Source organism: Actinoplanes ianthinogenes (genome assembly GCF_018324205.1).
GTDB classification, from domain to species: domain Bacteria; phylum Actinomycetota; class Actinomycetes; order Mycobacteriales; family Micromonosporaceae; genus Actinoplanes; species Actinoplanes ianthinogenes.
Map to the genome: position 1 here is coordinate 2,832,438 of NZ_AP023356.1, position 24,745 is coordinate 2,857,182.

General features: G+C 71.9%; 23 protein-coding genes and 1 tRNA gene. 13 read left to right on the plus strand and 11 right to left on the minus strand.

What is annotated here, in order from left to right; translation table 11 throughout:
- Window positions 1-52: 52 nt before the first annotated feature.
- Window positions 53-1,747, minus strand: coding sequence for a glycerol-3-phosphate dehydrogenase/oxidase (locus tag Aiant_RS12795; protein ID WP_189336547.1), 1,695 nt, complete (start codon window positions 1,745-1,747; stop codon window positions 53-55).
- A gap of 15 nt (window positions 1,748-1,762) precedes the next feature.
- Window positions 1,763-3,241, minus strand: coding sequence for a glycerol kinase GlpK (gene glpK / locus Aiant_RS12800; RefSeq protein ID WP_189336548.1), 1,479 nt, complete (start codon window positions 3,239-3,241; stop codon window positions 1,763-1,765).
- Window positions 3,242-3,360: 119 nt separating this feature from the next.
- Here glpK (Aiant_RS12800) and Aiant_RS12805 point away from each other — a divergent pair, with 119 nt between their 5' ends.
- The 5 genes from Aiant_RS12805 to Aiant_RS12825 all read left to right on the plus strand — a co-directional run bounded on the left by Aiant_RS12805 (window position 3,361) and on the right by Aiant_RS12825 (window position 9,548).
- A complete protein-coding gene (locus Aiant_RS12805; RefSeq protein ID WP_189336549.1) occupies window positions 3,361-4,128 on the plus strand; it encodes an IclR family transcriptional regulator in 768 nt (255 codons plus the stop codon).
- Window positions 4,125-5,621: a glycerol kinase GlpK gene (gene glpK, locus Aiant_RS12810; RefSeq protein ID WP_189336550.1), complete on the plus strand. Its 1,497-nt coding sequence runs from the start codon at window positions 4,125-4,127 to the stop codon at window positions 5,619-5,621. Before Aiant_RS12805 ends, glpK (Aiant_RS12810) begins: the two co-directional genes overlap by 4 nt.
- Window positions 5,622-5,964: 343 nt before the next feature.
- Complete coding sequence (locus tag Aiant_RS12815) at window positions 5,965-6,792, plus strand: DUF6209 family protein (RefSeq protein ID WP_189336551.1); 828 nt, start codon at window positions 5,965-5,967, stop codon at window positions 6,790-6,792.
- A 223-nt stretch (window positions 6,793-7,015) separates the two neighbouring features.
- Window positions 7,016-8,434 (plus strand): cutinase family protein, encoded by a 1,419-nt coding sequence (locus tag Aiant_RS12820; protein WP_189336552.1) that lies wholly within the window; start codon window positions 7,016-7,018, stop codon window positions 8,432-8,434.
- An 85-nt stretch (window positions 8,435-8,519) separates the two neighbouring features.
- Window positions 8,520-9,548, plus strand: a complete 1,029-nt coding sequence (locus tag Aiant_RS12825; RefSeq protein ID WP_229831439.1) for a S41 family peptidase — start codon at window positions 8,520-8,522, stop codon at window positions 9,546-9,548.
- A gap of 58 nt (window positions 9,549-9,606) precedes the next feature.
- On the opposite strand, the gene Aiant_RS12830 is transcribed toward Aiant_RS12825, so the two are convergent.
- The 3 genes from Aiant_RS12830 to Aiant_RS12840 form a co-directional block, all read right to left on the minus strand.
- Window positions 9,607-9,984: a hypothetical protein gene (locus Aiant_RS12830; protein WP_189336553.1), complete on the minus strand. Its 378-nt coding sequence runs from the start codon at window positions 9,982-9,984 to the stop codon at window positions 9,607-9,609.
- A 273-nt stretch (window positions 9,985-10,257) separates the two neighbouring features.
- Window positions 10,258-10,329: transfer RNA gene (locus Aiant_RS12835), tRNA-Val, on the minus strand.
- A gap of 54 nt (window positions 10,330-10,383) precedes the next feature.
- Window positions 10,384-10,791, minus strand: coding sequence for a TIGR02611 family protein (locus Aiant_RS12840; RefSeq protein WP_189336554.1), 408 nt, complete (start codon window positions 10,789-10,791; stop codon window positions 10,384-10,386).
- Between the two features lie 276 nt (window positions 10,792-11,067).
- On the opposite strand from Aiant_RS12840, the gene Aiant_RS12845 reads away from it, so the two are divergent.
- The 4 genes from Aiant_RS12845 to Aiant_RS12860 all read left to right on the plus strand — a co-directional run bounded on the left by Aiant_RS12845 (window position 11,068) and on the right by Aiant_RS12860 (window position 13,371).
- Complete coding sequence (locus Aiant_RS12845; protein ID WP_020514863.1) at window positions 11,068-11,499, plus strand: SsgA family sporulation/cell division regulator; 432 nt, start codon at window positions 11,068-11,070, stop codon at window positions 11,497-11,499.
- A 194-nt stretch (window positions 11,500-11,693) separates the two neighbouring features.
- Window positions 11,694-12,599 carry a helix-turn-helix domain-containing protein gene (locus Aiant_RS12850; protein WP_189336555.1) on the plus strand — a complete coding sequence of 302 codons (906 nt, stop codon included), beginning with the start codon at window positions 11,694-11,696 and terminating at the stop codon, window positions 12,597-12,599.
- A gap of 66 nt (window positions 12,600-12,665) precedes the next feature.
- A complete protein-coding gene (locus Aiant_RS12855) occupies window positions 12,666-13,121 on the plus strand; it encodes an RrF2 family transcriptional regulator (protein ID WP_185046165.1) in 456 nt (151 codons plus the stop codon).
- 70 nt (window positions 13,122-13,191) lie between these two features.
- Window positions 13,192-13,371 (plus strand): DUF4236 domain-containing protein, encoded by a 180-nt coding sequence (locus Aiant_RS12860; RefSeq protein WP_189336579.1) that lies wholly within the window; start codon window positions 13,192-13,194, stop codon window positions 13,369-13,371.
- Here the strand turns inward: Aiant_RS12860 and Aiant_RS12865 are convergent.
- Window positions 13,366-14,253, minus strand: coding sequence for a hypothetical protein (locus Aiant_RS12865; RefSeq protein ID WP_189336556.1), 888 nt, complete (start codon window positions 14,251-14,253; stop codon window positions 13,366-13,368). The two genes, Aiant_RS12860 and Aiant_RS12865, sit on opposite strands and share 6 nt — an antisense overlap.
- Window positions 14,254-14,331: 78 nt before the next feature.
- Between Aiant_RS12865 and Aiant_RS12870 the strand changes: the two genes are divergently transcribed.
- On the plus strand, window positions 14,332-15,747 hold the full coding sequence (locus tag Aiant_RS12870; protein WP_189336557.1) for a fibronectin type III domain-containing protein: 1,416 nt from the start codon (window positions 14,332-14,334) through the stop codon (window positions 15,745-15,747).
- 105 nt (window positions 15,748-15,852) lie between these two features.
- Window positions 15,853-17,421 (plus strand): GGDEF domain-containing protein, encoded by a 1,569-nt coding sequence (locus Aiant_RS12875; protein ID WP_189336558.1) that lies wholly within the window; start codon window positions 15,853-15,855, stop codon window positions 17,419-17,421.
- Between the two features lie 2 nt (window positions 17,422-17,423).
- On the opposite strand, the gene Aiant_RS12880 is transcribed toward Aiant_RS12875, so the two are convergent.
- Window positions 17,424-17,933 carry a mycothiol transferase gene (locus tag Aiant_RS12880; RefSeq protein ID WP_189336559.1) on the minus strand — a complete coding sequence of 170 codons (510 nt, stop codon included), beginning with the start codon at window positions 17,931-17,933 and terminating at the stop codon, window positions 17,424-17,426.
- A gap of 29 nt (window positions 17,934-17,962) precedes the next feature.
- Here Aiant_RS12880 and Aiant_RS12885 point away from each other — a divergent pair, with 29 nt between their 5' ends.
- Together Aiant_RS12885 and Aiant_RS12890 are read left to right on the plus strand one after the other, a co-directional pair.
- Complete coding sequence (locus tag Aiant_RS12885; RefSeq protein WP_189336560.1) at window positions 17,963-18,448, plus strand: GNAT family N-acetyltransferase; 486 nt, start codon at window positions 17,963-17,965, stop codon at window positions 18,446-18,448.
- 66 nt (window positions 18,449-18,514) lie between these two features.
- The gene (locus Aiant_RS12890) at window positions 18,515-19,801 is read left to right on the plus strand and encodes an ammonium transporter (RefSeq protein WP_189336561.1); all 1,287 of its coding nucleotides are present in this window, start codon (window positions 18,515-18,517) and stop codon (window positions 19,799-19,801) included.
- Window positions 19,802-20,471: 670 nt separating this feature from the next.
- On the opposite strand, the gene Aiant_RS12895 is transcribed toward Aiant_RS12890, so the two are convergent.
- Genes Aiant_RS12895 through Aiant_RS12910 form a run of 4 tightly spaced genes read right to left on the minus strand, consistent with a single transcriptional unit; the run spans window position 20,472 to window position 24,734 of the window.
- Window positions 20,472-21,248 carry an endonuclease/exonuclease/phosphatase family protein gene (locus tag Aiant_RS12895; protein WP_306415864.1) on the minus strand — a complete coding sequence of 259 codons (777 nt, stop codon included), beginning with the start codon at window positions 21,246-21,248 and terminating at the stop codon, window positions 20,472-20,474.
- An 8-nt stretch (window positions 21,249-21,256) separates the two neighbouring features.
- A complete protein-coding gene (locus tag Aiant_RS12900; RefSeq protein ID WP_189336563.1) occupies window positions 21,257-22,753 on the minus strand; it encodes a phosphatase PAP2 family protein in 1,497 nt (498 codons plus the stop codon).
- A gap of 32 nt (window positions 22,754-22,785) precedes the next feature.
- Window positions 22,786-23,790 carry a YihY/virulence factor BrkB family protein gene (locus tag Aiant_RS12905; RefSeq protein WP_212847073.1) on the minus strand — a complete coding sequence of 335 codons (1,005 nt, stop codon included), beginning with the start codon at window positions 23,788-23,790 and terminating at the stop codon, window positions 22,786-22,788.
- Window positions 23,787-24,734 (minus strand): diacylglycerol/lipid kinase family protein, encoded by a 948-nt coding sequence (locus Aiant_RS12910; RefSeq protein ID WP_189336564.1) that lies wholly within the window; start codon window positions 24,732-24,734, stop codon window positions 23,787-23,789. Before Aiant_RS12910 ends, Aiant_RS12905 begins: the two co-directional genes overlap by 4 nt.
- Window positions 24,735-24,745 lie beyond the last annotated feature (11 nt).

Consider the following 24,745-nt stretch of genomic DNA (forward strand, 5'->3'; position numbering starts at 1 on the left):
TCGTGGCTCGATCGCGGTGGCGCCCGGATCGGTGATCCGGGCGCCGCCGCGCTCAGACCGCGGCGAGCCGGGTGGCGTCGGCGCTCACGTCGTCGGGCTGCCGCTGCGCCGCGAGCTCGGCGGCCACCCGCGCCTCGTACCGGGCGGCCTCGGCCTCGGCCTCGGCCGGCGACCAGCCGAGCGGCCCGGCGACCAGGCCGGCCGCGGCACGCGCCGCGGTCACCCCGCGGTCCGGGGTCTCGATGGAGATCCGGGTACGCCGGGTGAGCACGTCGTCCAGGTGCCGCGCGCCCTCGTGGGTGACCGCGTAGACCACCTCGGCACGCAGGTGGTCCGGGGCGCCGGCCAGCGGCTCACCCAGCGCCGGGTCGGCCTCGATCAGCGCGAGCACCTCGTCGACGAGCGTGCCGTAGCGCCGGAGCAGGTGCTCGATGCGGGACACGCCCAGGCCGGTGCGGCGGGCCAGTTGCGCGCGCCGGTTCCAGGCGGCCCGGTAGCCGGCCGCGCCGAGCAGCGGGACCTGGTCGGTACAGGAGGCCGGCACGCGGGCGTCGAGGTCCTGCACCGCGGCGTCCACCGCGTCCTTGGCCATCACCCGGTAGGTCGTGTATTTGCCGCCGGCCACCAGCACCAGGCCGGGCGCGAGCCGGTCGACGGCGTGCTCGCGGGACAGCTTCGCGGTGATCGCCGTGTCGGCGGAGAGCAGCGGCCGCAGCCCGGCGTAGACGCCCTGCACGTCGTCCGGCGTCAACGGGGTGGCCAGCGCCTTGTTGACCTCGTCCAGCAGGTAGTCGACATCCCGGGCGGACACCGACGGGTGCGCCTTGTCGAGGTTCCACGGGGTGTCGGTGGTGCCGATGATCCAGTGCCGGTCCCACGGGATCACGAACAGCACGCTGGTGGCGGTACGCAGGATCATGCCGGTGTGCCCGGCGATCCGGTCGCGCGGCACGACCAGGTGGATGCCCTTCGAGGCGGTGATCGTGAACCCGCCGCGCTCACCCTTCATCAGCGACTGGATGTCGCTCGTCCAGACCCCGGTCGCGTTGATCACGGCACGGGCGCGGATCTGGAGCTCGGCGCCGGTCTCGGTGTCGCGGCACCGCACGCCGACCACCCGGCGGCCCTCGCGCAGGAAGCCGATCACCTCGGTACGGGTGGCGACCTGTGCCCCGTACGCCATCGCCGTACGGGCCAGGAACATGGTGTGCCGGGCGTCGTCGACCTGGGCGTCGAAGTAGCGGATCGCGCCGACCAGCGAGTCGGGGCGCAGCGCCGGGAACGCCTTGAGCGCCTCGGTCCGGCTCAGGTGCCGGTGCCGGGGCAGGCCGGCGCCCCACCCGGACAGCGCGAGCGTGTCGTAGAGCGCGACGCCGGCGCCCGCGTACAGCCGCTCCCAGGCGCGGTGCCGCAGCGGATAGAGGAACGGCACCGGGCGGACCAGGTGCGGCGCCAGCCGCTGGATCAGCAGGCCGCGCTCGCGCAGCGCCTCGCGGACCAGTCCGAAGTCGAGCATCTCCAGGTAGCGCAGGCCACCGTGGATCAGCTTGCTGGACCGGCTCGACGTGCCGCTGGCCAGGTCGCGGGCCTCGAGCAGCCCGACGGACAGCCCGCGGGTGGCCGCGTCGAGCGCCGCGCCCGCGCCGACCACGCCGCCGCCGACGACCAGCACGTCGAGGTCGTCGCCGGCCGACATCGCGGTCAGCGCCCGCGTCCGTGCCTCGGGTGAGATGACTCCGGTGTTCATGTGGCTCTCCGTTCGTCAGCCGACGCTGACCCAGTCGAGGGTGCGGTCGATGGCCGCTCGCCAGCGGGTGATTCCTTCGTCGCGCCGCTCCGGCGACCAGGACGGCCGCCAGCGCCGGTCCTCCCGCCAGTTGGCGCGCAGTTGCTCGGGGGACGTCCAAAACCCGACGGCCAGCCCGGCCGCGTAGGCGGCGCCGAGCGCGGTGGTCTCGGCGACGGCCGGCCGGCTCACCAGCACGCCCAGGATGTCGGCCTGCAACTGCATGCACAGCGCGTTCGCGGTGACGCCGCCGTCGACCTTGAGGCAGTCGAGCGCGGTGCCGGAGTCGCGGGCCATGGCCGCCACCACGTCGCGGGTCTGGTAGCAGATCGCCTCGAGCGCGGCCCGGGTGATGTGCGCGGCGGTGTGGTAGCGCGACAGCCCGACGATCGCGGCCCGCGCGTCCGGCCGCCAGTACGGCGCGAACAGACCGGAGAACGCCGGGACGAAGCAGACGCCCTCGCTGTCCTCGACCTGGGCGGCCAGTTCTTCGCTGCCGCCGGCCGAGCTGATGATGCCGAGCTGGTCGCGCAGCCACTGCACGGCCGACCCGGTGGCCGCGATCGAGCCCTCCAGGGCGTAGACCGGGGCGTCCCCGCCGAACCGGTAGGCCACCGTGGTGAGCAGGCCGTGCGTCGAGCGCACCGGGGTCGTGCCGGTGTTGAGCAGCACGAAGTTGCCGGTGCCGTACGTGCACTTGGCCTCCCCCGGCGCGAAGCAGGTCTGCCCGAAGAGCGCGGCCTGCTGATCGCCGATGGCGGCCGCGATCGGCACCCCGGGCAGCCCCGCGGCGGCGTGCCCGTACACCTCGGCCGACGACCGGATCTCCGGCAGCATGGCCCGCGGGATGCCGAACAGCCGCAGCAACTCGTCGTCCCAGTCGAGGGTGTGCAGGTTCATCAGCTGGGTGCGGCTGGCGTTGGTGACGTCGGTGAGGTGCCGGCCACCGGTGAGGTTCCAGATCAGCCAGCTGTCCATCGTCCCGAAGAGGACGTCGCCGGCCTCCGCGCGAGCGCGCAGTCCCGGGATGTTGTCGAGCAGCCACCGCACCTTGGTGGCGGAGAAGTAGGTCGCCGGCGGCAGCCCGGTGCGCTCGCGGAGCAGGTCCGCGTCCAGGGCCGGGATCATGGCGGCGGTCCGGGTGTCCTGCCAGACGATCACGTGGTGACACGGCCGGCCGGTGCGGCGGTCCCAGACCAGCACGCTCTCCCGCTGGTTCGTGATGCCGACGACGGCCAGGTCGGCCGCCGTGAGCCCGGCGCCGGCGAGTGCCCCGTCGATCGTCTTGAGGGTGTTCTCCCAGATCTCGTCCGCGTCGTGCTCGACCATGCCGGGCCCGGGCAGGATCTGCCGGTGCTCGCGCTGGTGCCGGCCGATCTCGTGGCCGGCCCGGTCGAAGATCATGAAGCGGGTGCTGGTGGTGCCCTGATCGATCGCGCCGACGAAGTCCGCCACGTCGCCTCCCTGCCGTCTGCCTGCGGGCGACGCTATGAAGCGAACAGCCGGGGATCAACGCCGACCGTGCGACAATGTCGCACGTTGCCGGCGTGACGGCCGGGCGGTATGGTCGCGCCGTGCCCGGGATGATCCAGTCCATCGAACGGTCCTCCGCCGTGTTGCGGCTGCTCGCGGCCGGGCCCGACCGGCTGCGCGTCAAGGAGATCGCGGACGCGCTGGGGCTGCCCAAGTCCACCGCGCACGGCATCCTGCGCACCCTGGAACACGTCGGCTTCGCCGAGCAGGATCCGCGCACCGCCCGCTACCGGCTCGGCCGCGCGCTGCTCGACCTGGGCAACGGCGGCCTCGACGTCAACGAGCTGCGCTCGCGGGCCCTCGACTGGGCCGACACGCTCGCCACCCGCAGCGTCGAGGCGGTGCGCATCGGGGTGCTCGAGGGCGCCGGCGTGCGGGTCGTGCACCACGTCTTCCGGCCCGACGGCACCACCCAGGCGATGGACACCGGCCTGCTCATCCCGGCGCACGCGACGTCGCTGGGCAAGGCGCTGCTGGCGTACGACGCGACGGCCACCGACGCCGTGCTCCGAGCCGGGCTCGTGGCGTACACCCGGCGGACCGTGACCCACCGGCGCGAGCTCGCCGCGGCTCTCGCCGAGACCCGCCGCCAGGGCTGGGCCGGTGCGGTGGACGAGTGGCAACCGGGGCGGGCCGGCATCGCGGCGCCGGTGCGGACCTTCGGCGGGCTGGTGGTCGGGGCGATCGGCGTGTACGGGCCGGCCGAGCGGATCTGCGACGGCCGCCTGCGGCCGCGGGTGGCGCTGGTCGAGCAGGTGTGCGCCGCCGCCAACGCGATCTCGCGGGACCTGACCGAGCCGCGGTCATGACCGAGCGCTACGTCCTCGCCATCGACCAGGGCACCACCTCGACGCGCTGCATCCTGTTCGACCGGCGGGCGACCGTCGTCGCGGTGGCCCGCGCCGAGCTGCCGCAGAGCTATCCGCGGCCCGGCTGGGTCGAGCACGACGCGGCCCGCATCTGGCGCGACACCCAGAAGGTCGTCAAGCGCGCGCTGGCGTCGGCCGGCATCGGGCCGTCGCAGGTCGCGGCGATCGGCATCGCCAACCAGCGGGAGACCGCGGTGGTGTGGGACCGCCGGACCGGCGTGCCGGTGGCGCCGGCCATCGTCTGGCAGGACACCCGCACCTCCTCGCTGGTCGCCACGCTCGACGTCGCGACATTCAGCGACCGGACCGGGCTGCCGCCGGCGACCTACTTCTCCGCCACCAAGGTGCGATGGCTGCTCGACAACGTCCCGGGCCTGCGCGCCCGCGCGGCGGACGGTGACGTGCTGTTCGGGACGATGGACAGCTGGCTGATCTGGAACCTCACCGGCGGCCGGCACCACCTCACCGACGTCACCAACGCCAGCCGGACGATGCTGATGGACCTCACGACGCTGTCGTGGGACCCCTCACTCGTCGACCTGTGCACCATCCCACCCGCGATGCTCCCGGAGATCCGCTCGTCGTCCGAGGTCTACGGCGCCGCCGACTCGGTGCTGCCCGGCGTGCCGATCGCCGCGGCCATGGGCGACCAGCAGGCCGCGCTGTTCGGGCAGACCTGCTTCGAGCCGGGCGACACGAAATGCACCTACGGCACCGGCGGCTTCCTGCTGATGAACACCGGCTCGACGCCGGTGCGGTCCACCCACGGCCTGCTGACCACGGTGGGTTACCGGATCGGGAACGAGCCTGTCGCGTACGCCCTGGAGGGGTCCATCGCCTTCGCCGGCTCGCTGGTGCAATGGGTACGCGACGGGCTCGGGTTGATCGGCACCGCCTCGGAGATCGAGACGCTCGCCGGCACCGTCACCGACAACGGCGGCTGCTACATCGTGCCCGCGTTCGCCGGCCTGTTCGCGCCGCACTGGCACAGCGAGGCACGCGGCGTGATCGTCGGGCTCACGTCGTACATCGGCAAGGGTCATCTGGCCCGCGCGGTGCTCGAGGCGACCGGATGGCAGACCCGGGAGGTGGTCGACGCGATGAACGCCGACGCCGGGCTCGCGCTCACCACGCTCAACGTGGACGGCGGGATGACCGCCGACAACCTGCTCATGCAGATCGTCGCGGACGTGCTCGAGGTGCCGGTGGTGCGCCCGATGGTGGCCGAGACGGTGTCGCTCGGCGCCGCCTACGCGGCCGGCCTGGCCGTCGGCTACTGGTCGGACCTGCAGGATCTGCGGAACAACCGGCATCGGGCCGGCCGGTGGCTGCCGGCCATGGACGCCGGGCGGCGTGCCGCCGAATATCGCCGATGGCAGCGTGCCGTCGAGTGCGCGGTGTTGTTCAGTTCAGCCGACCACGGCCAGCCGTAGCGCGCAAGCGCTCTCATATTTTGCCTACGCGTTTCCATTTCGACGCTTCCGTGTCAGTGACTTGCTCCTGTGGGCACCGTCTCATCGAAGTCGTCGCCATGACCGCACCAGCATCAATGACTTCGGCCCATCGTCTCCCATGAATGCCGACACATGACGTTCACTTGCAGGACTTGAAAGAACTTGCAGTCAAGCGCACGGATTCCACTATGGTCGATCAGCGCGCCGGACATCGCCGTTCGAGTACCACCCATCGCGCCAGGACCTCAGCGCCCCGCCCGAGCGGCCTCGCGACGAGCGTCACCTGCCGTTCCGGTGCGCTCGCCGCCAGAAAGGAAAATCCATGACCCTGTCACGCGTGCTGCGCAGTGTGCCGATGATGGCCACAGCGCTCATCGCCGCTCTCGGAGTCTTCACCGCTCCGGCCGGCGCCAGCCCCCTCCCGGCCGGCACGGGCACGCCGGTGCTGCACTTCAACGCCGACGGGAGCACGTCGGTCGAGGGCGTCATCGAGTCCGGCCACCCGGTCACCATCGACTTCGATCCGGCTCGCCTGCCCGGCTGCCGCGGCGCGGACGAGTACGGAGACTCCTGGGGCATCTCCGTCCAGTACCGCATCGACGGTGGCGACCTGCGGGTCTACCCGGTCACCGAGCGGGTGACCGCCGACGGCAAGGACACCACGATCAGGAGCCTGGGCACCCTGCAGTTGCGCCCGGACACCCACCACCTGCAGATGTGGTTCGTCAACCAGGACCGCTCCGGCTGCCAGGAGGAGGACACCAACCACGGCGCGAACTACCAGTTCGACATCAACCAGCCGCCGGTGCTGGCGCGCGCCACGTACCGAGCCGACTGGTCCGAGACCCTGACCGGGCCGCTGCGCAGGGGCGGCGCGTTGGTGATCGACTACGACCCGGCCCGGCTCCCGCAGTGCCGTGCCACCTACCGGGGCTACCCGGCCTGGGACATCACCGCTTTCTACCGCTTCGACGGCGGCCCGGTGCAGTCCGCGCCGGTGAACCAGGGCGCCGAGGCCATCCCGTTCCGCATCGACGTCCCCGCGAACGCCCAGAAGATCGAGACCTGGTTCAAGATCTCCAACTACTACGCCCAGTGCTCCGCGTACGACTCGGACTACGGGAAGAACTACACCTTCTCCATCAACTGACACGAGCGCCGGGCCAGGCGGTGCAATCGCCTGGCCCGGCGCCCACCAGACGCACCACTACCGCCGACCCCGAGGACTTCGGTCCCGATGACCACATAGGCCATCCGGCCGGATCCACGCGGCGGGCGCCGGCGACCGAGCGGCCGACCCCGTCCGCCGGAATTCCAGCACCGCCGGGAGGACGCCGCGTCGCCGCCCGCGATCCGCGGGCCATGCTGCCGGGATGAAACGGATTCTCGCGATGGCCGCCCTGGCCGCCGCCATGCTGGCGGTGCCCGCCGATCCCGCGCGCGCCGGCGCCCCCGGTTGCGGTGACGTGCTGTTCGTCGGCGCCGCCGGCTCCGGCGAAGCCGACGAGGGCCGGCCCGGGTACGACAAGTCCGGGATGGGCGCCGAGGTCACCGCGGTGTACCGCGCCGTCAAGGCGAAGGCGACCGGCCGGACCGTCACGGCGTACCCGCTTCCCTACCGTGCCGCACCCGTCGCGACGATGTTCCATCCCGGCATCGGCACGTTCATGGAAAGCCTGATCGACGGCGAGCGCGAGCTGAACACCCTGCTGTTCGACCGGCTCCGGACATGCCCCGGCGAGCGCGTCATCCTGGCCGGTTTCTCCCAGGGCGCCATGGTGATCCATCGCAGCATGCAGATTCTCGGCAGCCGGGTGACCGCCCGGATCGACGCCATCGTGCTGATCGGCGACGGCGACCGGGTACCGGGCGACGACGGGCAGCAGCTCGGCAGCGCCGGCTCCCGGGCCAAGGGCGTCGGCCTGTGGTACCCCCGCTTCTCGCTGTCGAACGGGCACAGATTCGGCGCGATCGGCGGCCGGGTGCTCAGCCTGTGCAACGCTCTGGACATCGTCTGCGATCACCGCCCCGGACGCTACAACGCGGCAACCCCGGCCGGCCTGGTCGCCATCGGCGTCGGCACCGCCGTCCACATGGGCTACCGCCGCGGATCGCAACTCGCCGACCTCGGCGCCAAGGCCGCGGCCAAGCTGCACAAGGACGCGCTGACGGTGTTCCGGCCGAGCGGTCGCGCCGGCTTCGTCTCCTACGCTCCCGGCTTCACCTGCCCGGCAGTGAGCAGTGGGTACGTCCTCGTCGTGACGCGCGGCGCGGGCCAGGCCCCGTCCGAGGCCGTCGTCGAGCAGGCCGACGAGTTCAGCCGGGGCGCGTGGATCCGCAGTGCCGAGACGGCCGCACCGGGCTCCTATCCGGCGACGGCCAGCTGCGAGGCGTCCACCGATCCGGTCGAGCGCACCGGTGGCCGGAGCCTGGCCACACACACGTTCCATCAGACCGTCACCGGTACCGCGCCGAAGCTCGGGCTCAGCCCGGCGGCGGGCCGGCCGGGCCAGGTGCTGACCGTGACCGACGGCGGTGGCTGCGGCGAATACCCGACGCCCGCGCAGGCAGTCGAGGTAGCGGTGTACGACGCGATCCGCGGCGGGAAGCCGGTCGTCGAGGGCACCGCCACGGTCACCGCCGCCGGGCGCTGGAACGCGGTGCGGCTGACCCTGCCGGCCGGTTCCGGAGCGAGCGGCTGGCGGGTGGCCGCCACCTGCCGAGCCGCTGCGGGCAACACGCCCGATCAGTCCTACCAGCCCTATCTGACGGGCACCGTCGCCGCGGGGTGAGCGGGACGCCCGGCCGGGGTCAGATCAGAAAGGCAGCCGCCCGGAACCCTTGCGCAATGGTCAAGGATCCTTGACCATTGTGTGCATGCCTATTGAGGACGCGCCCGAGACGTTTGACGTCACCACCGACCACGAGCGGACGGGACCCCCGGACCAGTTGACTGTCGCATATGGTGCGTCCATGTCGGCGAAGCTCGTGGAGAAGGCGCTGGAACTGTTGTGCGGCAACTACATATTCGCCGACCGGGCTCAGGAGGCGGCTGAGCGCATCCGCAAACGACTGGCCGCCGGTGAATATGACCAGTTGGACGAGGAAGCTCTCGGCCGCCGACTGACGGCGGAACTGTTCGACGTCTGTCAGGACAAGCATCTGCGGGTGCGGACACGTACCGAGGACGTACGCGAAGCGCTCACCAAGCCCGAGATGGAAGCGGCCTGGCGAGAGCAGCAGCGACTCACCAACTACGGCATCGCGCGGGTGGAGCGGCTGGACGGCAACGTGGGGTTGCTCGATCTGCGGTCCGTCGCCTCGGCCGGCGCCGGTGGGCGCGCGATCGTCGCGGCCATGGAGTTGGTGTCACAGACAGACGCGTTGATAGTGGATCTTCGTAAGAACCGGGGTGGGTCCCCCGATGGCGCCGTGTTGTGGACGAGCTATTTCTTCCCGGACGGGGAAACGCATCTCAACAGCATCTACGAAGGCGCAACCGGTCACACCCGTCAGTTCTGGAGCCACGCGTGGCTGCCCGGCGAGCGGTATCTCGACCGGCCCGTGTACCTGCTGACCAGCGAATCGACCTTCTCGGCCGGCGAGGAGATCTGCTACAACCTCAAGGCGCAGAAACGGGCCGTCCTGGTCGGCGAGACGACCAAGGGAGGCGCTCACCCGACGGATGCCTTCCCGATCACACCGACCCTCGAGATCACGGTCCCGGCAGCCCGCGCCATCAACCCGGTCACCGGCACCAACTGGGAAGGCACCGGCGTGGAGCCCGACGTGGCCGTGGCCGCCCAGGAAGCTTTCGACGTCGCCTACCGGATGGCCTTGCACCACGTCCTGGCCAGCACCACCGCACCGGCGATCCTGGCCGAGGCACGATCGGCGCTGGACTGACGGCCCGATCGATCATTGCCGTCGACGGCGCCGGGCGGGGTCGAAGGTAACGACCGGCTCAGCCGTCATCGTGATGATCCGGACGGAAGAATGCCCGAGAGGTCTTCATGATCAGCAGGCCGAGGGTCGTCACCGCGAGACCCACAGCTACGACGATCCCGATCCCGTCGACGTGCATCGCCACCGGCATCCATCTCGCCACCCGCTCCGCGTTCTCCGAGCTGATGCTGACGGTCCCTCCGATCCCGATCACGCTGCCCGCCAGCACGCACGGCAGCCCGGCCAGACTCAGCCAGTAGGCGATGCGACTGCCGCGGCGCAACCCGAACGCGCCCGCCGCCAGCCAGACGACGAGAACGAGCAACACTCCGGCCGGGCCGACGGAAGCGGACACCACATCCTCGACCAGTTGCCCGGCCAGGACCAAGGCGATCATGGTTACCGCCATCATGCCCAGGAGCAGCCCCGCGATGGTGAGCTGACACCAGAACGCACCGGTCACCACCGCCGGTCGGCGGCGCGCACACGATTGACCGTGAGGCACGTGAGGAAGTTACCGGCTTCCTGCGCACCCGGGAGCTCGATCACCGGTTCCGGGCTCTTCACCTCCCGGCCGCGCCGAGCGCCGAAACGACCCATGACCGTCGTGACGGTTACCCAGGAAGCAAAAAAGCTCCCATCATCAGATGGAAGCCCCTGCACAACTATGTGGGCGATACTGGGATCGAACCAGTGACCTCTCCGGTGTGAACGGAGCGCTCTCCCGCTGAGCTAATCGCCCTCAACGAGATGGAACTCTACCGGACCAACCCCCCACCACAAAAACGGGGGTGGCTCAGCGCGCGGCGAGCCAGTCCCGCACCCACTGGATCAGGTCGACCCCGAGGCTCAGCCGGACCGCGGCCCACACCACCGCCGCCACGAAGATCATCCCGACCACACCGAGCAGCCCGCGCACCGGCAGGCTCTGCCGGCCGATCCAGTGCGTCCAGCTCCTCACGTGTCGCTTGGTGAACTCCAGGAGGTTTTTCGCCCAAGCGAACTCCAGGGCCAGGATGGCAAGGCCCAGAATGACGATGGCCCACCCGGGGCCGGGGAACGGGATCAGCACGATGCCGAGGGCCACGACCAGCGTGCCGAGGACTCCGACGCCGATCTTCAGAGCCAGACGCCCGGAGGGGTTGGACCGGATACGGTCGAGCAGACGCACGTCAGAAGCCTTGTCGTCCGGTTTTACACCCATTTCATCCCCCAGTGTCCCGGAGCCCCGTCACTACCCGGGAGGAATGGACGTTACCGGAGTAAGTCAACTGCTGGACCACCCGACGCCGGGCGGAACCGAGTACATGGGCAGAACAGGACAAGATATCTTTTTGCGTCCTGGACGGAGGGCTTTTCGGAACCGTCTTCCCACTACTGGGTGAGATCAGCGTATGGCGGAGCGTAACGACAGGGATCACCTGAGTATGGGAAACGCGGGGTTCACCAGCCTCGCAGCGGTGCCGGGGGGAGTTCGTCCATGAGTACCATTCGTCCAACGACCGTCGAGGTCGAGACCTCGCTGCGGCTCGTAGCGCCTGACGCGACGGCACTGCCCGTGCGCGCCAGTCTGCGTTACGACCCGGCGGACCCGTATGCGGTCCATGTGTTGTTCCACGCGGAATCAGCCGGTGGGGAAGCCGTGAGCTGGTCCTTCGCGCGGGAACTGCTGGTCACCGGCCTTGACGAGCCGGCGGGTATCGGCGACGTCCGGGTGTGGCCGTGGGCCACGCCGCGGGGCGATTTCGTCGCGCTGGCGTTGTCGTCACCTGACGGCAACGCCCTGTTCGAGGTGCCGCGCAGCGTCCTCGTCCGATTCCTGCGGCGCACCTATGTGGTGGTGCCGCGCGGCCGGGAGTCGGAACACCTGGATGTTGACGCCGCGGTGAACCGGCTGCTCGCCGGCCGGTAAATCGTCAACGAAAGGACGACCCGTACGGACTCTGCCGGTCCGTGCGGGTCGTCCTTTATCCGTGAAAAGTCTGGATCTCCGAAAAGGAATCGGAATCGGACGTATAGCGAATACCGAGGCACGAATCGGACAAATAACCCGGTCGGTGCAGTAAGGGATGCGTTGACGGTCATCGACCGTTACCGTCAGGCGCGATGCCAGTAATTACTCACCGCGCCGAGCGCGCTCCAGCCTGTATACCGCCCGAGTGGGCGGGGGTCGGTGCCTGCGCCCTTCCGGTGGCGGCCGGCGCCGCCACCGGCCTGCTCGAGTGCCACGCGCTCGTGCTGGTCACCACCGGGCCGCTGCTTGCCGACGTCGACTTCACCTCGCACCTGGCCGGACCGGGGACGATCCTCTGGGTGCGACCGGGTCAAGCAGTCCACTTCGATCTGCCGGGCGGCAGTCGCCCGGGGGACGGCGAGCCGCCTGACGAAGCGGTCACGGTCGTCTTCCGGCCCGGCCTGTTCGCACCCGACGAGCTGCCCGGCCTGGCCCCGGACGACCCCGACGGCCCCGCCCGTACCCCGCTGGTCCTGCCGGACCCGGCGGTCTTCCGCGCCGCGATGGATCACCTCGCGGCCGATGCCGCCGGCCCGTCGGGCCGGATCGCCGCCGCCCTGCTCCGTCACCAGCTGGCCGCCCTGCTGCTGCGGATCCGTCTCCTGGACCGCACCGGCAGCGACGTCGCCAACGTGGAGGCCCGCACCTTCGAGCGGTTCCGTCGCCGCCTCGAGGACGGTTACCCGCACAGCCGCCGGGTCGAGGACTACGCGGCCGAGCTGGCCTGCTCGGTGCGCACCCTCACCCGGGCGAGCCTCGCGGTGACCGGCCGGACCGCCAAACAGGTGGTGGACGACCGGGTGGCGCTGCAGGCACGACGGCTGCTCGCCGCCACCGACCTGTCGGTGGCCGAGGTGGGCCGCGGTCTGGGGTTCGGGGAGCCGACCAACTTCGGACGGTTCTTCCACCGGGAGACCGGGCTGAGCCCGGGCCAGTTCCGGGCCCGCTTCGCCGACCGTCCCGGTGGGATTCCCGGACCGCGCCAACCCACCGACTGAGGGGGAATTCCCATATCGCCCTGGGGTATGTGCACCGGGGCGACGGCGGCGAGGCAGAATAGTCGGGTGCAGATCTCCGCGCGCGGCGACTATGCGGTCCGGGCCGCCCTCAGCTTGGCGCAGGCCTACCCGTCCCTGATGTCCGCTCAGGCCATTGCCCAAGACCAGGAAATGCCTCGGAAGTTCCTCGAGGCAGTCCTGGCCGACCTGCGCCGTGCCGGGGTGGTGCGGGCGCAGCGTGGTGCCGAGGGCGGCTACACGCTGTCCCACCCACCACGGGACGTGACGGTCGGCCAGATCATCCGGGCCGTCGACGGCCCGCTCGCCGGCGTGCGCGGCCTCCGCCCGGAGGAGACGCAGTACACCGGCGCCGCGGAGAATCTGCCGAATCTCTGGGTCGCGGTGCGTGCCGCGGTGCGCGAGGTGCTCGACGAGGTGAGCCTGGCCGAGCTGATCAGCGGCCGGATGCCGGCGCACGTCCGCAAGCTGACCACCCGGCCGGACGCCTGGCAGCCACGCTGACGTTTGTGGATCGGTGAGATCGGGAACCGTCCGCCCATCTTAGGAGAGCAACACGATGGGAGACGTTCCGATGGGTCTCATGTTCCGCAGCCGCAAGAAGTTCGGCCCGCTGATCCTGAACTTCACCGAGCACGGTTTCTCGTCCTGGAGCATCAAGATCGGTCGCTGGTCGTGGAACTCGCGGACCCGCGCGCACCGCGTCGACCTGCCCGGCCCGCTGTCCTGGAAGCAGGACAAGTCCCGGTCATGAGGCGCTGATCAGCACGTCGCCGCCGAGCCGGCCCTGCGCGGGATCCCGGGTCACCTGGTGCGCGTCGAGCATCAGGTGCAGCACCCGGTTCGCGTCCGCGGCACGGTACACCGTCTCGGTCAGCGTGAAGGTGCGCAGGTCACTCACCGTCGCCGCGCCCACCTCGGCCAGGTACGCCAGGATCTCCCGGCGCAGCGGGCCGGGGTGCGGCTGCAACGAGATGTCGATCAGGTGCCGTTCCGGATCGCCGGGGTCGCGCAGGCGCACCCCGGCGAACTCGTCGACGGCCCAGAGCGCCTCCTTGAAGTGCTCCAGGCTCTTGCCCGACCCGGTCAGGAAGACGACCACCTGCCCGGGCTCGTCCCCGGTGGCCAGCTCGGCCGCGGTGCACAGCGGAAATCCGGCGTCCCGGTAGGGCGCCGCCGAGCTCCCGGGCGGCAGCACCAGCAACGCCTCGGCCGGACGCCCGGCGGCCAGGGCCGCCACGGTGGTCACGGCAGGCGGCTCACTCGCCGCCCCGGCATCGAGAAAACCCAGCGACGGTACGCCTTTGGCCCCGGCCGCCCCGAGCGCCACCGGCACGGGCGCCGCGATACCGAGAACGGTCAGTCCCGCCCCGGCCCCCGCCTGCCGCTGCACCTCGCCCAGCCGATCAGTGATTGTCGTCATGTCGTCACCGACGGCCACCATGGACAGCTCCCGCCCGCGCGCCAGATCGGGCAGGTCGGCCAGCACCCGCACCGCCGCCTCGGCCGTCGACCCGGCGTCCGCGTCGGCGTATCCGTGCAGATAGACGGCCCGGCGACCGCGGTGCAGCGCGCCCGCGGCCCAGGCCTCGAGGTGGCGGATCAGCAGTTCCCGTTTGACCGTCGTGACAGACATGGCGCTTGTTCTACCCCGTCCACTTGGTACCGGGCATCACGGCCCAAGACTTGTACCTAAGGTAGTCGCACGAGCACTATGAGGTACGTGGCTCTCGCACTCGCCGAACTCACCGCTCGGGCACAGACGTTGACGTCGGTCGGCGATCTGGTGGGCGCCAAGACCGTTCTGGCCCAGGTGCTGCGCAGCGCGGACGCCGACCCCCGGCGGGCCACCACCGAGCTCGCGGTGGCCGCCGCCCTGTTCGCCCGGGTGCTGATCGCGCTCGGCGACCCGCAGTCCGCCCGGCTCTGGGCCGCCTTCGCGCACGCCGCCGAGGAGCAGTTGCACGGCCCGCGCGACGAGCGCACCATCGCCGCGGCCGCCACCCACGCCGCCGTCCTGCACCGCGTCGGGCAGTACGGCCGGGCCGCCCTGGTCTATCACGACCTGGTCGGCGAGCTGGCCCAGATCGACGACCCGGACGCCCCGCGGGTGCTGGCCGCCGAGGCCGACCTGGCCACCGCGGAGCACGCGGCCGGTCACTGCGCCGCCGCCCGGGCCCGGCTCACCGGAGCCTGGCGGCGCTACCGGGACCGTTACGGCGAGGACTCCCCGGCCGGCATCAAGATGCTGGCCCGGCTCGGCGCGATGGAGCGCGAGTGCGGCCGGGAGGCGGCCGCCCGCGACCACCTGGCCGCCGCCCAGCGGCTGAGCGAGCAGCACCTGCCGGCCGACCACCCGCTCACCCGGCAGGCCGCCGAGCTGGCCCGCGGCGAGCGCTCCGGCCGGCACACCTGCGGCCGGATGAGCCGCCCCGGCCGGGACGACGACACCGACCCGCGGCCCGGCGGCTTCCGCCCCTTTCCGCGCCGCCCCACCGTCCCCGACCCGCCCGCGCCGGACGACACGCTCGACGACGTCACCCAGCCACGGCCGGACAGCCGCGCCACCGATCCGCACGGCACGGTGTACCAGCAGCCGTTCTACCTGAGCGACCTGGCCCTGGCCGGGGACGCGACCGGCCGGCACGCCCGCGCCGACACCCCGCCGCCGCTGCCCGGCCACCGTGCCCCGGACTACGGCCGGTCGGCGAGGCGTGGCGGGCATCCGGTGCTGCTCGCGGTCGCGCTGGCCGGCGGCGTCGCGACCGCCGCCGCCGTGGTGATCATGACGATGCCGGACGCCGGCGGCACCACCGCCCCGCAGGCGGCGCCCCCGGCGACGTCGGCGAAACCCGCCGGCCCGCCCGGCGCGCCGCGGGACGTGACCCTGCGCGACAACCACACCGGCGTGTCGCTGAGCTGGACCAACCCGGCCGGGGCGAGCGGCCCGCTGGTGATCTCCGGCGGGCGCGCCGGCCAGCCGGCGGCCGAGGTCGAGCGGCTCTCCCCCGGCGCCACCGACTACCAGGTCTACAGCCTCAACGAGCGGGCGAACTACTGCTTCACCGTCGCCGTCCGCACCGCCGGCGGCAAGCTGCTGGCCGCCGACCCGGTCTGCACGGCTCGATGAGTGCGGCCCGGTGAGCACGCAACCGTTTTGCACCCGTCCGGGACCCACTCTGCCACCGCGGCACCGGAGTGTTGGTCGTCACGGCGACTTCAGGAAGTAGGGACAGTGACGACGGAGACGGCGAACTGCGTCCCCACCGAGGTGGATGAGCTCGGTGCGCTGGAGGCCGCCGTGGCGGAGCTCGAGATCCGGCCGAACTCACAGTTCCGGACGCTGCGCGAGCCGGCCACGGAGATCCGGCGGCGGGCCGAGGAACTCGGCGCCGAGGAGCTGGCGCACCGGGCCGACCTGCTGCTCGCCTCGGTCGACCTGCGCGAGGGCCGGATCGGTGAGGGCGGGCAGACCGCGCACCGGGTGCAGGCCTGGGCCGAGCGGCACAACTCGCCGTACCTGCTGGCCCGCGCGCACCGCCAGCTCTCCGTCTTCTACCGGTACGTCGGCGACTTCTCCGACGGTCTCAAACACGCCGTGCAGAGCGTCGCGCACCTCAGCGAGGACATGCCGGCCACCATCCGCGCCCAGCACCTGATGTCGCTGTCGGTGGCGCTGGAGGAGACCGGCTCGGGGATCGAGGGCGACCGCCGCGCCCGGGAGGCGCTGGCGCTCACCGTGGCCGCCGGCGACCACGAGATGACCATCCTCGCGCTCAACAACATGGTCTACACCGCGTACGAGAACGACGACGAGGCCGCCGCCCGCGCGCTGGTCGCCCAGATGCACGACATCCAGGCCCGGACCGGTCACCGGTTCGGGGCCAACGAGCTGGACACGATGGCCCGGGTCGAGCTGATGGGCGGGCACTACGACGAGGTCGAGGCGCTGCTCACCCCGGTGCTGGCCGACCTGGTCGCGGCGAACGAGGGCGACGCCATCGCCGAGTGCCAGCTCACCCTGGCGCTGGCCCGCCGGCTGGCCGGGCGGTACCCGGAGGCGCAGGCCGCCATCGACAGCAACCTGCGGCTCTGTGAGGAGCGCGGGCTGGCCGCGGTCCGGGCCCGGATCCGCGAGGAGCAGGCCGCCCTGTACGCCGCCACCGGGCGGTACGCCGAGGCGTACGAGGAGCACCGCGCCTTCCACGCGGAGACCGCCGCCCTCCAGTCGGTGCAGCGCGAGGCCCGCGCCCGCGCGCTCCAGGCCGTCTTCGAGGCGAACGAGGCACGCCGGGCCAGCGAGCACTTCCGCGAGATGGCCCACCGGGACGCGCTGACCGGGCTGTACAACCGCCGGTACATCAACGAGCGGGTGCCCGCCCTGCTGCTGGAGGCGGCGGCCGCCCGCCAGCCGATCTCGCTCGCCATCGTCGACCTGGACCACTTCAAGCGGGTCAACGACACGCTCTCGCACGCCACCGGCGACACCGTGCTCCAGCACGTGGCCGAGCTGCTGGAGGAGGCCATGCCCGGCACCGGCCTCGCCGCCCGGATGGGCGGCGAGGAGTTCCTGCTGGTCTTCCCGGGGATCGAGGCGGACGAGGCGGCGGACCGCTGTGAGCGACTGCGGCTGCGGATCCGGGCGCACGCCTGGGGGCCGATCACCGGCACCCTGCCGGTGACCACCAGCATCGGGCTCACCACCTCGACGGACGGCGGCGGGTCGCTGTCGTCGCTGCTCGCCCAGGCCGACCGGAACCTGTACACGGCCAAGCACGCGGGCCGCGACCGAGTGGTCGCCTGAGGCTATTCGCCGACCGCGCCGACGCCCAGCTCGACGACGATGTCCAGGTGCCCGACGTGCCGGGCGTACTCCTGGACCAGGTGGAACAGGATCCGCTCCAGGGTGGGCGGCTCGGCGCCGTCCCAGCGCGCGCCGGGCTGCCCGACCACGCTCAGGTCGGTCTTGGCGATGACCTCGGAGGTGTGCGCACCCTGCGCGCGCAGCGCCTCGGCCAGGTCGGCGAAGCTCTCCTCCGGCGCGACGTACCAACGATCGACGTTCCGGTCACCCCACGGGTCGTCGAACGCCACGCCCTCGAATCCCCACTCGATCCAGCGCAGTTCGACGTACCGGAGATGTTTGACCAGCTCGACCGGCGTCCAACCGGAAGGGAGCCGGCTCGTCCGGCGCTCCCCCTCGGGGAGTGCCGAGACCTTGGCGAGCAGCGTCTCACGGAAGTACGTCAGGTAGCCCGCGAACACCTCGGCGGTGCTGCCGGCGGGACGGGTCGGCGAGGGGAACTCGATCGTCATGTCGCGAGTATGCGGGTTTGATGGGCCGCATGACTGCATTGCGGGTGCGTTCCGCCGGCCCGGACGATCGGGCCACCGTGGCACAGTTGATCACCGAGTCCTGGCATGCGCCGATCCTGGTGGTGCACGGCGTCACCTATGTCGCCGCCGACCTGCCGGCGCTGCTCGCCGAACGGGACGGCACGCTCGCCGGCCTGCTCACCTATCATGTCGAGGGCGACGCCCTGGAGATCGTCTCGCTGAACGCGTTCACCTCCGGGGCCGGCGTCGGCAGCGCCCTGGTCGCCGCCGCCGCCGAGATCGCCCGGGAGCGGGGCCTGACCCGGCTCTGGGTGGTCACCACCAACGACAACCTGGACGCGCTCCGCTTCTACCAGCGGCGTGGCCTGCGGCTGGCGGCGCTGGCGCCGGGCGCGGTGGACGCCGCCCGGGCGATCAAGCCGTCGATTCCGCTGGTCGGCGACCACGGCATCCCGCTGCGCGACGAGTTGACGCTGGAGATGCCGATCGCATGACGTCTGTAACACAGCGGAAACGCGTGGGCCCCCACGTCGAAACCGATCATCGCGACGCTAGGCCGCATGACCGCACAGTTGAATTCCGGGGACACCGCCTGGCTGCTGGTCAGCGCCGCTCTGGTGCTGCTGATGATCCCCGGCCTGGCGCTGTTCTACGGCGGCATGGTGCGGATCAAGAGCACCCTGAACATGCTGATGATGACGTTCGCCTGCCTCGCGGTGGTCAGCATCATCTGGGTGGTCTACGGATATTCGCTGGCGTTCGGCCCGGACACCGGCGAGGGCCTGATCGGGAACCTGAGCCTGGCCGGGATGGCCGGAATCGGTCCGGACGCGCTCACCGGATCGTCGCCGACGCTGGTCTTCGCGGCGTTCCAGATGATGTTCGCGATCATCACGGCCGCCCTGCTGAGCGGCGCGATCGCGGACCGGGCCAAGTTCAGCACCTGGGTGATCTTCGTGGCGATCTGGGTGACCCTGGTCTACGCGCCGATCGCGCACTGGGTGTTCACCCCGCACGGCTGGATCGCCGAGCACCTGCGCATCCTGGACCTGGCCGGCGGCACGGTCGTCGAGATCAACTCCGGGGCCTCGGGTCTCGCGCTGGCGATCGTTCTCGGCCGGCGGCTCGGGTTCCGCTCCGAGCCGATGCGGCCGCACAGCCTGCCGCTCGTGGTGCTCGGCGCGGGCCTGCTCTGGTTCGGCTGGTTCGGTTTCAACGCCGGCTCGGCGCTGGCCGCGAACGGCTCGGCCGGCCTCGCGTTCTTCAACACCCAGGTGTCCGGCGCCGCCGGCATCGCCGGCTGGCTGCTGGTCGAGCGCCTCCGCGACGGCCACGCCACCACCCTGGGCGCCGCCTCCGGCGCGGTCGCCGGCCTGGTCGCGATCACCCCGGCCTGCGGCTCGGTCAACCCGCTCTGCGCCCTGCTGATCGGCCTCGCCGCCGGCGCCCTCTGCGGTTACGTGGTCGGCCTCAAACACCGCCTCGGCCTGGACGACTCCCTCGACGTGGCCGGCGTGCACGGCGTCGGCGGCTTCCTCGGCACCATCCTGATCGGCCTGCTCGCCACCGCCACCGCCACCGGCGGCCCGCGCGGCCTCCTCTTCGGCGGCGGCCTGTCCCTTTTCGGCCGCCAGGCCACCGCCGCGGTCACCGTAGCCGTCTTCTCCTTCGCCGCCACCTGGCTGATCGCCACCGCCCTCAACCGCACCATCGGCTTCCGCGTCACCCCGGACCACGAACACGGCGGCCTGGACCTGGCCCTGCACGGCGAATCCGCCTACGACCTGGGCGTACCCGGCGCCCACAGCGCCCACCCGACCCGCACGTCCTCCCCGGCAAATGCCTAAACCCGATTTTGTACGCTCTCGCCCCACCACAACCGCACCAGCCCACTCCCGTGGCTGAACGCACGGTCATCCCGGTGCCGGACCGCGAGGCCCTGCCGGGCTGAGCCCGCGAGACCCGCTCGGCTCCAGACCCAGCCGCGCCTCCCGCCCCCCGGCTGGCGCCCAGCGCCCTTCCACGCGCCCCGATAGGGCGCTCAGCACCAGCCCGGGCACCACGGCTGGCACCCACAGCCCTCCCGAGCACCACGACAGGGCGCTCAACACCAGCCCGAGTACCACAGCTGGCACCCACAGCCCTCCCGAGCACCACGACAGGGCGCTCAACACCAGCCCGAGTACCACAGCTGGCACCCACAGCCCTCCCGAGCACCACGACAGGGCGCTCAACACCAGCCCGAGCACAACAGCTGGCACCCACAGCCCTCCCGAGCACCACGACAGGGCGCTCAACACCAGCCCGAGTACCACAGCTGGCACCCAGAGCCCTTCCACGCACCCCGATAGGGCGCTCAGCGCCAGCCCGAGCACAACAGCTGGCACCCACAGCCCTTCCACGCGCCCCGATAGGGCGCTGAGCGCCAGCCCGGGTTCGACGGCTGGCGCGCAGGGGCCTTTCGAGCACCGGGACAGGGCGGTGAGCGCCAGCCCACGGGAAGCGCGCCGGCCTCGGTCAGAGGTCCAGGTCGACGCGGACGGGGTAGTGGTCGGAGGCGTGTTCGGTGGGGCCGCCTCGGAGGACTCGCATGTCGTGGGCAATTTCGGACACGGCCGGGGTGGCCAGGACGTAGTCCAGGCGCATGCCGCCGAACTCGTGGCCGCCGCCCTGCGTCGTCGGGACCGTGCGGCCGTCGCCGGAGCCAGCCGTGCCCCACAGGTCGATCAGGCCCGCCGCGCCGAACGCCGCCACGGCCCGGCTGTCGACCCGGCCGTCCGGGAACAGGTGCCGTTTGCGGAACATCGGCGACTGGCTGGCCAGCGCCTCGGTGTGGTCAGCGACCGGGTCGAGGCCGTTCAGGTCGCCGGCCACCACCACATGCGGGCCCTTGACGTAGCGGGCGGCGAGCCAGCGAGCCTCGCGCATCCGCCGGTAGGGCCAGAACGGGTCCAGGTGCGCGCTGACCACGGTGAGCGGCACCGACCCGGTGTCCACCACGACCACCGCCGCCGCGTGGTGCAGCCGCCACGTCACGGCGGCCGTGTGGGTGATCCGCAGCGGCTCGCGGACCAGCACCGCGACCGGCATCCCGAACCCGGACCGGGCCAGGTGGGCGGTCATCCCGACGGCGCCGGCCAGCTCGGCCATCCGGCGCCCGCCGTGCCGCTGGAAGTCGCGCAGCTCCTGGAGGGCGAGCACGTCCGGTTTCTCCGCGGCGATCACCTCGGCGATGGCCGGCAACCGGAACCGCCGGCCGCGGTCCACGCCACCGGTCTTGATGTTCCAGGTCATGAAGCGCATCAGGCGCCCACCAGTTGCCTGCTCTCCCGCGCCGCCTCGGTCGCGGTGACCGCCCGGGCGTTGGGCCGTACCGTCCACCACAACACGGTCAGCCATGCCGCGGTGAGCAGCATCGCGCCGAGCACGTCGGTCGGGTGGTGCATGCCCCGGTACATCCGGGACAGGGCCACCCCGAGCGGCATCAGCACGGCGAGGACCGGGAACACCCAGCGCCACGGCGAGCGGACCCGGGCCATCACGATGATCGCGATCGCGGTCCACAGGCAGATGGTGGCGGCGATGTGCCCGGACGGGAACGACGACGTCGGCATCTGCCCGTCCAACTGCTCGACCCCGGGCCGGGGCCGGCCCACCGCCGCCGCGCTGGTCAGGAACAGGGTCAGCTCGCCGATCATGGTGAGCACCAGGAACAGCACCGGCCGCCACTGCCGCCACAGGGCCAGCGCGATCGGGCAGAAGACCAGCGAGATCGCCAGGATCGCGTGGGTGTCGCCGGCCTTGCTCCACCACCAGCTCAGGTCGTCCAGCGCCGGGGTACGGAAGGTCTGCAACCAGCGCGGCACCCCGTCGTCCCAGCCCGGGTTCCACCGGGTCACGGCGTATCCGAACGCGTAGAGCAGGCCGAACGTGAGCACCCAGCCGACCAGGATCTCCGCGCCCTTGGCCCACGGGTGCGGCAGCACCGCGCCCTCGGCGGGCGCCGGACGCAGGTCCGGGCCGGCCTCCGGCTCCAGGCCGTCGTGCAGCACCGGCTCGTCCGGATGCCCGGCCTCGCGCCGCCAGACCCGGAACGCGTACGCCGTCGTGCAGATCCACGCGATCCCCAGCAGCCACCCGGCCACCACGTCGGAGAGGAAGTGCACGCCGAGCGCGATCCGGCTGAACCCGATCAGCAGCACGATGATGCCCGCCAGCGCCAGGAACCAGGGCCGCCACCGAGCCCGGAACATGGGCAGCAGCACCAGCGCGAGCATCCCGTAGACGACCATCGAGCCGAGCGCGTGCCCGCTCGGGAAGCTGTTGCCCGGCGCATGCGCGACCGGCGACTCGACCACCGGCCGCAGCCGCCCGACCAGCGTCTTCAGCGACGGGTCGAGGATCAGCGCACCGGCGCCGGTGACCACCAGGTACAGCGCCAGCCGCGGCCGCCGCCGGATCAGCAGCATCGTCACCACCACGGCGACGAGCGCGATCATGAACACCCGGCCGCCGAACGAGGAGATCTGCTGCAGCACGGCGACCTTGGCATCCGAGCCGGCGACCTGATGGTTCAGGCCGTCGGCGACCGCGTGATCCAGGCTCTGCAACGGCGACCAGTGGAACCGCACGAGCAGCAGCAGCGCACCGAAGCCCAGGCCGACCGCGATCACCACGAGCAGGCCGAGGACGCTGCGCTCGGCGAAGTGCCGAACCGGCGACCAGCCGGTCCGCTCGAGGACCCGGTTGTCATCCCGGGGGGACGGGGCGGCGGAGGCGGAAGGCCCAGCAGAGGTCACAGGAGGCTCCCAACACGTCAGGTGCCGCGTTCTTACCCCGTCGGCTCACTGGGTACACCGGGCGCGCGTTGCGCGGGCACGTCCGGGGCCGGCTCCCACTGATCGGGCTGGGCCGGCTTGGCGCCGACCCGCCGGGCCTCCAGCTGCGCGGCGAAGGCCAGGCCCAGGAAGAACGCGATGCCGGTCAGGTTCGCCCAGAGCAGCAGCGCCATGATCGCGGTGAGCGGGCCGTAGGTGGCGCCGAAGCTGCCGCTGACCCGGACGTAGCCGGCCAGTCCGAGGCTGGCCAGCCACCACAGCACGGTCGCCACCACCGCGCCGAACAGCAGCCAGGACAGCGCCGGCTGCTTGCGCCGGGGCGAGTGCCGGAACAGCGCACCGACCGCGACCACGATCAGCGCCAGGCTGACCGGCCAGCGCACCACGTCCCAGGTCACCCGGGCCCAGCCGGGTATCCCGAAATGCTCCTCGGCGGACTCCCCGGCGGCCCGGCCGGCGACCAGGAGCAGGAAGCCGAAGAGCGCGGGCAGCCCGGCGGCGAACGCCAGCACGGTGGCCCGCAGGTACTTCTGCAACGCCGGCCGGTCCCGCTCCACCCCGTAGATCCGGTTCGCCCCGCGTTCCACCTGGGCCATCGCGGTGGTGAGCGCGAACAGCCCGGTGATCAGACCCAGGGTCAGCGCGAGCTCACCGGCCTTCTCGGTGCGCTCGTTGTCCTCCAGCAGCTGGCGGACCAGGCCCTCGCTGTCGCCCGGGGTGAGCTGGATGACGGTGTCCGCGACCACCTCCCCGCCGGACTCGACGCCCAGGTCGGTGGCGAGGCCGGAGAGGGCGATCAGGAACGGGACGATCGCCAGGCACAGTTGCAGCGCGAAGGCGCGGGAGTGGCTGAACCCGTCGCCGTACCGGAAGCGGATGAACGCGTCCCGCAGCAGCGGCCAGCGGCCGTAATGACGCAGCGCGAGGAACGCGTCGTCGGCGGAGAGCTCGTCGCCGGCCATGGTCCGGGTCTCCGGGACCGGCTGCGTGCTGCTCACCGCTGCTTCGCCCGCTTCGCCACCGCCGCGGCGTCGTACGCCAGGTCGGGATCCGCGTCCGGCTGCGGGACGCAGAGCAGCAGCGCTTTGTGGCGTACCGAAATCTTCATCGCCTTTCCCGCCGCGATGAGGTCGCCGTCGAGCTGCCGGGGCTGCGCCCGGTTGCTGTAGATCTCCACCCGGGACGCGGTGAACGTCTCCATCCGGGGCACCCGCTCGCGCCGGCTGGCCACCCCGGCGACCAGGCCGGCCCAGTGGAACAGGTTGTTCGGACTGATGATCGCCACGTCGAGCTGCCCGTCGTCGGGCACGGCGCGTTTCAGCAGGCGCACCCCGCCCTGGAGACGGCCGACGTTGCCGACGATGACGGTCTGCGGGCGGCGCGGCATCGGCGGGCCGCCGTCGAGCCGGATCCGCACCCGCATCGGCCGGTCCAGCAGGTGCTTGGCCGCCCCGAACAGGTAGGCCGGCCAGCCGATGTGCTTTTTCGCCCTCTCCGAGGTGTCCTGGAGCATCATCGCGTCGAAGCCCATCCCGGCCATCACCACGAAGCACTGGTCGCCGATGGTGCCGACGTCGATCCGGCGGCGGCCGCCCTCCAGCGCCACCTGCAACCCGGCGGCCGGGTCGGTGCCCAGCCCGAGGTTGGCCGCGAGCAGGTTGCCGGTGCCGGCGGGCAGCACGGCGAGGGCCACGTCGGTGCCGGTCAGGGCGGTCACCACGGCGGTCACGGTGCCGTCGCCACCGCAGGCGAAGACCAGCTCGGCACCCTCGGCCACGGCACGTTTCGCCTGGCCGCGGCCGGGATCCTCGGGCGTCGTCGCGAACCACGCGGGCTCCGGCCACCCGGCCTTGGTCAGCGCGGTCCGCAGGGTGCGGCGCAGCTGATCGGGATCGGCCACCTTGGCGGGGTTCACCACAACGGCGGAGCGGGGTCCTGTCACGCCGCTCAGTC